We start from the raw sequence: 10000 nt of genomic DNA on the forward strand, positions 1-10000 counted from the left end.
GTCAAGGCAATGGTCGCGCGGAAGGGGGCATGCCGCATCCTCGATCTCGGCACGGGGACCGGCGCGATCGCCCTTGCGCTGCTGAGCGTCGTGCCGGCCGCGACTGCCACCGGTGTCGACATTTCCGCCGGCGCGCTGGCAATGGCGGCCCGCAATGCTGGGCAATTCGGGCTCGGCGGCCGGTTCACGACGCTTCAGTCGGACTGGTTCGAAAAAGTTTCCGGCCGGTACCATGTAATTGCCGCAAACCCTCCCTATATACCAACTCAAGAGATTGGAAATCTGCAGGACGAAGTCCGCGATTTCGACCCGCGTGTTGCCTTGGATGGCGGCGTGGATGGGCTGAACTCCTGCAGGATCATCGCCGCCGAGGCGGCAAGGTTTCTGGAAGCCGAAGGCAGGATTGCGGTCGAGATCGGCCACACACAAAGCAACGACGTCAACGATATATTTCGCGCGGCCGGTTACACGGGCGGCGAGGTGTTTGGCGATCTCGGCGGAAACGACAGGGTTCTTGTTTTTCAACGGGCAACGTCTTGACGCAGTGCAAAAAAAGCGCTTGGCAATACCGGGGAATGCGGCTAGGGTCGCCTTACCGGATGAGACGAAGCAGGCAGTGCTCTTAGCGATTCGGTTTCCTTGGAAATAGCTGCCTTCTTGCGCAAACGACGCCCAAGCTTCGTGCGGGAATCGTCCGGCAAGTGATGTAACCGGAACAGGATGACACGTGGCGCCAACGCAATCGATGCGGGCGAACGCCGGTGAAGAGACGAAACGGTCGGCTGCATGAGCGCCTCCGTTCGTGAAGAGTTTTTCGAAAATTTCAAGATGAAGAGAGTCGAATGAGGCCACAACAGCAGAACAGGCGCATGCGCGGTCGCAACAACAATGGCGGCGGCGGTGGGAACAACAATAACAATAGCAATAACAACAACCGCAAGGGCCCGAATCCGCTAACGCGCAATTACGAGAGCAACGGCCCGGACGTGAAAATCCGTGGATCGGCTCAGCAGATCGCCGAAAAATACGCCACCCTTGCCCGTGACGCGCACAGCTCCGGCGACCGGGTGATGGCGGAGAACTATCTCCAGCACGCCGAACACTACAACCGCATCATCGCCGCCGCGCAGGCGCAGATGCCGATCCAGAACGTCCAGCAGTCGCGCGACGAGTTCGACGAGGACGGCGATGAGGATCGCGACGAGTTTGACAATGCCGTCAACAGCGGGGCCGTCAACAGCGGGGCCGTCAATAGCGGGGCAGGCAATAGCGGGGCAGGCAATAGCAGCGGCAATGCCGGTTCCGATGCGCAAATTCCGGTGGTCAACCATGGCGCCGGCCCTCAGCCAGTGATCGAGGGCATGCCAGCGGAAGTTACGCTGAACCGGGAAAGCGGTCGTGACAACCGCGACAGTGGCGGGCGCAACAATAGCGGCCGCGACAACAATGGCGGGCGTCATCGCGATCGCCGCCCTAACGGCGGCTACGGCCAGAGCGGCCAGCGCGATTATGCTTCTTCAGCCGAACAAGGCGGCCAGCAGCAGCGCAACGAGGCCTCGGGGCAGACAGAAGTTCAGGCAGAGCCCGCTTCGCCGTCCGAGACTGTCGCGGCAGCCGAGCCGGCTCCACGGTTCGAGAATTTTTCACCGGCAGGTCTGGCCGCCCAGGCCGAACTCAATGAGGCGGCCGCCGAGAGCGGTGCTGCCCGCCGCCCACGGCGTCCGCGCCGTCCGCGCACCAATGCCGATCAGGTCGAGAGCGGCAGCGAAAATGGGGCTGCGGGCGAGACAGCGGCGGCTCCGGTCGACAGCGGCAGTGCCGAACCCGTGGTTTCCGACATCGACAATTGAGCGAACGGCATTTCAAGGCATCGGACGGCGGAGAGAAATCTCCGCCGTTTTCGTTTGGGCTGACGTGGAATATTATGCACCTGCCATGTCGCGACGTCTTGAGGGGCCAGGGTCCGTGCACCATATCTGGCCTGAACAGGATCCGGCTCGAATGGGCGGGTCCGTCACCGCAATCTGATCCGGTGCCGCAAAGCGGGCCGGTGATGGAAGGAGACAAATATGAACCTCGAGAAATACTCCGAGCGCGTGCGCGGCTTTATCCAGTCCGCGCAGACGATGGCGCTCTCCCGGAACCACCAGCAATTCACTCCCGAACACATTCTGAAAGTCCTCGTCGACGATGACGAGGGCCTGGCCGCGTCGCTGATCGAGCGTGCCGGCGGCAATGTCCGCGACGTCAAGCTCGGCGTCGAGACGGCGCTCGAGGCGATGCCCAAGGTGGAGGGTGGCAATGGCCAGCTCTATCTGGCGCAGCCGCTGGCCAAGGTGTTCTCGACCGCCGAGGACCTGGCCAAGAAGGCCGGTGACAGCTTTGTCACCGTCGAGCGGCTGCTGCAGGCGCTTGCCATGGAAAAATCGGCAAAGACGGCCGAAATCCTGGCCAAGGCCGGTGTCACCGCACAGGCGCTGAACCAGGTCATCAACGACGTCCGCAAGGGCCGCACCGCCGATTCGGCGAGTGCCGAACAAGGCTATGACGCGCTGAAGAAATATGCGCGCGACCTCACTGCGGACGCACGCGCGGGCAAGCTCGATCCGGTCATCGGCCGCGACGACGAGATCCGCCGCACCATCCAGGTGCTGTCGCGCCGCACCAAGAACAACCCGGTGCTGATCGGCGAGCCGGGCGTCGGCAAGACGGCCATCGCCGAAGGCCTGGCGCTGCGTATCGTCAATGGCGACGTGCCGGAATCGCTGAAGGACAAGCAGCTGATGGCGCTCGACATGGGCGCGTTGATCGCTGGCGCCAAATATCGCGGCGAGTTCGAGGAGCGGCTGAAGGCCGTGCTCTCCGAAGTCACCTCGGCAAGCGGCAACATCATCCTGTTCATCGACGAGATGCACACGCTGGTCGGTGCCGGCAAGGCGGACGGCGCCATGGATGCGTCGAACCTTCTGAAACCGGCCCTGGCGCGCGGCGAACTGCACTGCGTCGGCGCCACCACGCTCGATGAATACAGGAAGCATGTCGAGAAGGATGCCGCACTCGCCCGCCGCTTCCAGCCGGTCTTCGTCGACGAGCCGACGGTGGAGGACACGGTCTCGATCCTGCGCGGCCTGAAGGAGAAATATGAGCAGCACCACAAGGTGCGTATCTCCGATTCGGCGCTGGTGGCGGCGGCGACGCTGTCCAACCGCTACATTGCCGACCGCTTCCTGCCTGACAAGGCGATCGACCTCGTCGACGAAGCCGCCTCGCGGCTCAGGATGCAGGTCGATTCCAAGCCTGAGGCGCTGGATGAGATCGACCGCCGCATCATGCAGCTCAAGATCGAGCGGGAAGCGCTGAAGGTCGAGACGGACGAAGCCTCGAAGGACCGGCTCGCCCGGCTGGAAAAGGAACTTGTCGGCCTGGAGGAGGAATCGACCGAGATTACTTCGAAGTGGCAGGCCGAGAAGCAGAAGCTTGGGCTTGCCGCCGACTTGAAGAAGCAGCTCGACGAGGCGCGCAACGACCTTGCCATTGCCCAGCGCAAGGGTGAGTTCCAGCGCGCCGGGGAGCTTGCCTATGGCAAGATCCCGGAACTGGAAAAGAAGCTGAAAGAGGCCGAGGCCCAGGACGGCAAGGCCGGCATGGTCGAGGAAGTGGTCACGCCCGACCACGTCGCCCATATCGTGTCGCGCTGGACCGGCATTCCGGTCGACAAGATGCTGCAGGGCGAGCGCGACAAGCTGTTGCGCATGGAAGACGAGATCGGCAAGCGTGTCGTTGGCCAGGGCGAGGCGGTGCAGGCGGTTTCCAAGGCGGTGCGGCGCGCGCGTGCGGGCCTGCAGGATCCGAACCGGCCGATCGGCTCGTTCATGTTCCTTGGCCCGACCGGCGTCGGCAAAACGGAGCTCACCAAGGCTTTGGCCAACTTCCTGTTCGACGATGAGACGGCGCTGGTGCGCCTCGACATGTCCGAGTACATGGAGAAGCACTCCGTCGCCCGGCTGATCGGCGCGCCTCCCGGCTATGTCGGCTATGAGGAAGGCGGCGCGCTGACCGAAGCGGTGCGGCGCCGGCCCTATCAGGTCGTGCTGTTCGACGAGATCGAAAAGGCGCATCCCGATGTGTTCAACGTTCTGTTGCAGGTGCTCGATGACGGCCGGCTCACCGACGGGCAGGGCCGCACCGTCGATTTCCGCAACACGCTGATCATCATGACGTCCAACCTCGGCGCCGAATATCTGGTCAATCTCGGCGAGGACCAGGATGTCGATGCCGTGCGAGACGAAGTGATGGGCGTGGTCAGGGCATCGTTCCGGCCGGAGTTCCTCAATCGCGTCGACGAGGTGATCCTGTTCCACCGGCTGCGCCGCAAGGACATGGACCGTATCGTCGAGATCCAGCTCAAGCGGCTGGAGAGCCTGCTGACCGATCGTAAGATCACGCTGTCGCTGGATCCCGAGGCGATCGAGTGGCTGGCCGCCAAGGGTTACGACCCCGCTTATGGTGCGAGGCCACTGAAGCGGGTGATGCAGAAGGAACTGCAGGATCCGTTGGCGGAAAAGATCCTGCTCGGCGAGATCCTGGACGGCTCGACGGTCAAGGTCACGGCCGGTTCCGACCGGCTGAATTTCCGTTCCAAGCCGACGATCGTGGCGGCCGAGGCGGCGGCCTGATCGATGCATGTCGCCCAAAAGTGACCTCGCTTTTGGGACAACGACATGCACAAGACAAAGATCTGAAGCGCGCCGCGCTTTGGAGTGCCGCGCGTCCGTTCCGGATGCGCGGCGTTTTCTATGAGAAGTGGGGGGCAGGATTGACGCTGGACGATTACAACGGCTTCTGCGCCTCGCTGCCTGCAACGAACCACGTGGTGCAATGGGGCGGCGCCCATGTCTGGAAGGTCGGGACCAAGGTGTTTGCGATCGGTGGCTGGGATCAGGGCCAGCAGCTCTTCGTCACCTTCAAATGTTCCGACATTGCCTATGACGTGCTCAAGGAGCAGCCGGGCCTGCGGCCCGCACCCTATCTTGCCTCGCGCGGCATGAAGTGGATCCAGCGTCAGACAAGCCAGAGCATGGATGACGGTGCGCTGAAGGACTATCTGCGCGAGAGCCACCGCCTGGTTGCCCTGAAGCTGACGAAGCAGGCGCGCAAGGAATTGGGGCTTGGCGCAGGCTAGCCAATATTCCTCGAGGCGCCGGAAAACCGCCATCTTCATGCCCGGTTCATATCGGAACCATATGGTGGGTAACTGGTTTGCTGGCGAAGGGGTTCGCCGAACTGGACAATGCCGGGCGGCGGCACATACGGACCGGAGAGTTTCGCCACTATGCTGCGCACTATCTTCACCCTTTCGGCGCTTGTTGCGGGGCTAGTGTTTTCCAACGCGTTCGCCGCGCCGACGCGTGACGGCGCAGCCCAGCCTGCCCGCGCGGCCGGGAGCGGCGGCATTCTGCTTGCCCAGGACGGCAATCTCGATATTTATTACGATGCCAGGGGCAATCGGGTCATCGTCGACGCAGATACCGGCAAGGTGATCGCCATCCAGCCGCCGCAGACACGGCTTGACCGACGTGCGCTACGCCGCGAGACAAGACTGCGTCAACTAGGCCGTGTCCCCGCCGACGACGACCGCTACTATCTCGACGATCCCCAGGACATGGCCCGCTTCCGCCGCAAGCAGCTGGAAGAGGAAGGACGGGTCATTCCGCCGCCAGCCGATGAATATGATCCCGACAATAGCAATTCCGTCGATGCCTATCCGCCGGCGCCGCAGGACGACGGCAGTTACGACAACAATTATCCCGACGCGCCGCCGCCGGCAGAGCCGCGTACGATTCAGCGCCAGCCGCTGAACGAGGCGTCGATAGACCCCGTCCAGCCGGCAGTCCCGACGGAAGAGGCGGCGCCCTCCGACCAGGCGGCACTGCCGCCAAATGCTGGCGGCAAGACGTCGGTCGATCCGTCGCTTTCACTGGGCGCACGTCAGGATGTGGCAGCACTGCAGGTGCTGCTCGACCGGGGTGGGGCTTCGCCGGGCGTCATCGACGGGCGCTTCGGTTCGAATGTCGACAAGGCGCTGGCGGCCTACAACCAGATCAACGGCAGCAGCCTCAAATCGACCGATGCGGTCGGCATCCAGTCAGCACTCTCGCAATCCGGCGGCGACGCGTTCGCCAACTACACCATCACGGCGGAGGATGCAGCCGGTCCCTATGTCGCCTCCATCCCGGAAGACTACAGCCAGAAGGCGCAACTCGACCGCATGGGCTACACATCGGTGACCGAGGCGCTGGCCGAGCGCTTCCACATGGACGAGAACTATCTCAAGGCGCTCAATCCGGACGCCAACTTCAATCGTCCCGGCACGATCGTCAAGGTCGCGAATTTCGGCAGACTGGTCTCGACGCCGGTTGCCCGCATCGTTGCCGACAAGGGCAAGAAGGAAGTCTTCGCCTATGACGCGTCGGGCAAGCTGGTCGCGGCCTATCCCGCCACCATCGGCTCATCGGACACGCCGTCCCCGACCGGCATCCATGCCGTGTCGCGTGTCGCGCTCGATCCGAACTACACCTACAATCCCAACATCAACTTCAAGCAGGGCGAGAACAACAAGATCCTGACCATTCCGCCTGGGCCCAATGGTCCGGTCGGATCGGTGTGGATCGCCCTTGACAAGCCGACCTACGGTATCCACGGCACGCCGGAGCCGTCGAAGATCGGCAAGACCGAAAGCCATGGCTGCGTGCGGTTGACCAATTGGGACGCACGGGAGCTCGCCAAATTGGTCTCGCCGGGCGTGCCGGTGGAGTTCGTCGAATAGGGTATGTCGATAGTCAGGTGATGCCGGCCGCACTTCCGGTGTCCACGTACCCGAAAATACGCTCCGCTCCGGTTCTCAATATCAACCATTTTCGACTCGGCCTGACCTGAATCTCAACGCATCCCAAGTCAGCTTCGCCAAATTTCAACCAATGATCCTGCGCACCCACTTCAAATTCGGCGTTGCCGCATAGAGCAACTGCATCACCAGAATGAAGCCGACGCTCAGTAGCGGGGTGATCAGGCAAAGTGCGGCACCGACAGCCCACAGGATCTGCGCCTTGACGATGCGCAGGTAGACGGTGCGCTTCGTTTGCGCGTCGACATCCTCCGCGACAAAGCCGCTCTTCTCCGCATAACGCCAGCTGGCGAACAGCGTGATGCCGAGCATCAACAGGTTGAGCCAGTAAACCAGCACCGCGGTCTTGAACTCGAGGAAGTCGGCCAGAAGGTCGGTTGAGAACGGCAAGAGCGCGATGAAGGCGAGAAAGCAGAGGTTCAGCGTGGCCAGCCGTCTGTCGGATTTGGCGATCAAACCATGCTGCGCCTGCTGGCCGAACCAGAAGATGGTCAGGGTCAGGAAACTCAAGGCATAGGTGAGGAAGCGGGGCGCCAGTGCCGCGACCGCGGCGAGAAGATCGTGTTCGGAATGGATGGCCTCATGTACCGGCACCCTGATCTCGAGCACGATCAGGGTGAGTGCGATGGCGAACACGCCATCGGTGATACCGACGATACGGCCGCGCCCCTCAACCGATGCTTCGAGTGGACGCTTCATCGATTTCTCCCGCCTGCGGCTCTTGGGAAATCTAGCATGACTGCGGCGGTTTGCATCGGGGCAGATGCGATCCCTAGCAATATGGCTGGTTTCAAGGACAACAAGCTTCTGGCTGGTTGTTGCCGGCGCGTCGGCGGTCTAATCAGGGTGGCATGCATTCGCCCAATGAAGCCGCCGTTCCGCTGACCGCTCCGGTCGCGAACGGTACGTTCTGTCCGCAGTCGCAGCGCAGGTACGTGCTGATCGCGGCGATACTGGCTTCGGCGCTCGGCTTCATCGACGGTTCCATCCTGGCGATCGCCATGCCGGCGTTGCGCGCCGATCTTGGCGCCAGCCTGGCGCAAGCGCAGTGGATTTCCAATGCCTACGCGCTGACGCTCTCGGCGCTGATCCTCGCCGGCGGTGCCGCGGGCGACCGGTTCGGACTGCGCCGTGCGTTCGTGGCCGGCATTGGCCTGTTCGTCGCCACCTCGCTTGCCTGTGCGCTGGCGCCGAACGCTGTCGTGCTGATCGCGTTTCGCGCTCTCCAGGGCATCGGTGCCGCGATCATGGTGCCAGGCAGTCTCGCCATCATCGCCAAGGCCTATCCGAAGAAGGAACGCGGCCGCGCGATCGGCATCTGGGCGGCGGCCTCGGCGCTGACGACGGCGCTTGGCCCGGTGCTGGGCGGTTTCGTGCTTTCGACCTTCGGCAACGGCGTCTGGCGCGCCATCTTCGCCATCAATCTGCCGCTCGGGCTGGTTTCGATCTATCTGCTGTTGGCCAAGATCCCGGCGGACCAGTCAGCCGAAAAGCGCAGCCTGGACCTCGGCGGCGCTGGGCTCGCGACACTGGCCTTCGGATCGCTGGCCTACGGGCTGACGGCGATGAGCGCCGAGGGGGGCGGCCTGATGTCGGGCCCGGCGATCGTTGCCGGCGTGATGCTGCTTGTCGTCTTCATCCTCTACGAGCGCTGGCAGCGCGAGCCGATGATCGATCTCAGCCTGTTTCGCGTCAAGGCTTTCGCCGGCGCCAACCTGGCGACCTTCTTCCTCTATTTCGCGCTGTCTGCCAATTTGTTCTACCTGCCGATGCTCTTGATCGCCGGCTGGGGGCTGAGTTCGGCCGAGGTCGGTTTCATCTTCCTACCGCTGTCGGCTTTGATCGCGCTGCTGTCAGGGCCGGTCGGGCAGTGGTCGGACCGGATCGGCCCCCGCTTTCCGATCGCCGCCGGCAGTCTCGTCGTCGCCATCGCTTTTGCCGGCCTTGCGCTGTTTACCTATGCCGGCTTCCACAATTTCTGGACCGGCACCTTTCCGCTTATGGCGGTGATGGGGCTTGGCATGGCGCTGGTCGTGTCGCCGCTGTCGACAGCGATCATGACTTCGGTCGAGGATAAGGATACGGGTGCCGCGTCCGGCATCAACAACGCCGTCTCGCGCGTCGGCGGCCTGATCGCGGTGGCGGCGATGGGCTCGCTCGCCGCTTGGGTTTATGCGCTGGGCGTGGGCCACGCGTCCGGAATCCCCGGTTTCGGCGAGCCGCCGCCGGCCGGGCTTGCAGCGGATATCAATGCAATAAGGGTTGCCGCCGGCGATTCGGCTTTTGCGGCGGTTGCCGTGGTCACGGCGCTCCTTTGCCTGCTGTCGGCGATCGTCGCCTGGATTACGGTGCCTGGGCAAGCGTCGCCCTGGCCGGCGCAAACGGAGAATTCGCGCGACTGACTCAGCCTTCGATCTTGGCGCTGGCGACCTTCAGCGAATTGCCGTCTTCCTGTTTCAGCAGATCGTCGATGCGCTCGCGTTCGCGCTTGAAGGCGACGAGATCGTCGCCCTTCAGCACCTTGCCGACCGGCAGACGCACGCGCATCGAATCGACCTTGGTGCCGTTGACGATCAACTCGTAGTGCAGATGCGGACCGGTGGAGAGACCGGTCTGGCCGAGATAACCAATGACCTGGCCCTGGCGAACCCGAACGCCCGGCTCAATACCTTTGGCAAAGGCGCTCTGGTGATTGTAGGAGGTCTCGTAGCCGTTGGCATGGCGCAGGATGATCTGCTTGCCATAGCCGCCGGCCCAGCCCGCCTTCTCGACGACGCCATTGCCGGCGGCGATGATCGGCGATCCGATCGGGGCAGCCCAATCGGTGCCTGTGTGCATGCGGACATAGCCTAGGATAGGATGCTTGCGCGCACCAAAGCCGGAGGTGAATCTCCCGTTGGGCAGTGGGTTGCGCAGTAGAAACTGCTGGGCGCTCGATCCATCCTGGTCGAAATAGTCGATGCTGCCGTCCTGCATCTGGAAGCGGTAGAAATTGCGCGTCGTGCCGCCAAAGGTTGCCGAGACATAGAGAAGCTCGGAATTGTCCGACGTCTGGTCGTCGCCATCAGGCTGCGAGAACAGCACTTCGAGGCGATC

8 protein-coding genes (1 of these 8 cut by a window edge) are annotated in these 10000 nt (G+C 63.1%); 6 read left to right on the plus strand and 2 right to left on the minus strand.

Features of this window, described 5'->3' with window-relative positions:
- From O7A61_RS14560 to O7A61_RS14580, 5 genes are all read left to right on the plus strand, one after another.
- Nucleotides 1-540, plus strand: a 540-nt coding sequence (locus O7A61_RS14560) for a N5-glutamine methyltransferase family protein (RefSeq protein ID WP_337130396.1), incomplete at its 5' end; no start/stop codon positions are given.
- A gap of 302 nt (nucleotides 541-842) precedes the next feature.
- The gene (locus tag O7A61_RS14565) at nucleotides 843-1850 is read left to right on the plus strand and encodes a DUF4167 domain-containing protein (RefSeq protein WP_337130397.1); all 1008 of its coding nucleotides are present in this window, start codon (nucleotides 843-845) and stop codon (nucleotides 1848-1850) included.
- A gap of 219 nt (nucleotides 1851-2069) precedes the next feature.
- Nucleotides 2070-4676: an ATP-dependent chaperone ClpB gene (gene clpB / locus O7A61_RS14570; RefSeq protein ID WP_337105320.1), complete on the plus strand. Its 2607-nt coding sequence runs from the start codon at nucleotides 2070-2072 to the stop codon at nucleotides 4674-4676.
- A 140-nt stretch (nucleotides 4677-4816) separates the two neighbouring features.
- The gene (locus O7A61_RS14575; RefSeq protein ID WP_027143419.1) at nucleotides 4817-5182 is read left to right on the plus strand and encodes an MmcQ/YjbR family DNA-binding protein; all 366 of its coding nucleotides are present in this window, start codon (nucleotides 4817-4819) and stop codon (nucleotides 5180-5182) included.
- Between the two features lie 150 nt (nucleotides 5183-5332).
- Complete coding sequence (locus O7A61_RS14580) at nucleotides 5333-6826, plus strand: L,D-transpeptidase family protein (RefSeq protein ID WP_337130398.1); 1494 nt, start codon at nucleotides 5333-5335, stop codon at nucleotides 6824-6826.
- A gap of 144 nt (nucleotides 6827-6970) precedes the next feature.
- On the opposite strand, the gene O7A61_RS14585 is transcribed toward O7A61_RS14580, so the two are convergent.
- Entirely contained in the window at nucleotides 6971-7603 is a 633-nt protein-coding gene (locus tag O7A61_RS14585; RefSeq protein WP_337130399.1) for a TMEM175 family protein, read from the minus strand.
- 152 nt (nucleotides 7604-7755) lie between these two features.
- Here O7A61_RS14585 and O7A61_RS14590 point away from each other — a divergent pair, with 152 nt between their 5' ends.
- A complete protein-coding gene (locus tag O7A61_RS14590) occupies nucleotides 7756-9306 on the plus strand; it encodes an MFS transporter (RefSeq protein ID WP_337130400.1) in 1551 nt (516 codons plus the stop codon).
- 1 nt (nucleotide 9307) lies between these two features.
- Here the strand turns inward: O7A61_RS14590 and O7A61_RS14595 are convergent, their stop codons facing one another.
- Nucleotides 9308-10000, minus strand: partial view of a M23 family metallopeptidase gene (locus O7A61_RS14595; RefSeq protein ID WP_337105324.1) — the end only. 1278 nt of this gene lie beyond the right edge of the window; only the last 693 of its 1971 coding nucleotides appear in the window; the start codon falls outside the window, past its right edge; its stop codon occupies nucleotides 9308-9310.

It is taken from the genome of Mesorhizobium sp. Cs1321R2N1, from assembly GCF_037179725.1.
Taxonomy (GTDB): domain Bacteria; phylum Pseudomonadota; class Alphaproteobacteria; order Rhizobiales; family Rhizobiaceae; genus Mesorhizobium; species Mesorhizobium salmacidum.

Coding starts and splice junctions, on each gene's coding strand:
- O7A61_RS14565 (WP_337130397.1), top strand. CDS start 843: ATGAGGCCACAACAGCAGAACAGGCGCATGCGCGGTCGCAACAACAAT.
- clpB (WP_337105320.1), top strand. CDS start 2,070: ATGAACCTCGAGAAATACTCCGAGCGCGTGCGCGGCTTTATCCAGTCC.
- O7A61_RS14580 (WP_337130398.1), top strand. CDS start 5,333: ATGCTGCGCACTATCTTCACCCTTTCGGCGCTTGTTGCGGGGCTAGTG.
- O7A61_RS14585 (WP_337130399.1), bottom strand. CDS start 7,603: ATGAAGCGTCCACTCGAAGCATCGGTTGAGGGGCGCGGCCGTATCGTC.
- O7A61_RS14590 (WP_337130400.1), top strand. CDS start 7,756: ATGCATTCGCCCAATGAAGCCGCCGTTCCGCTGACCGCTCCGGTCGCG.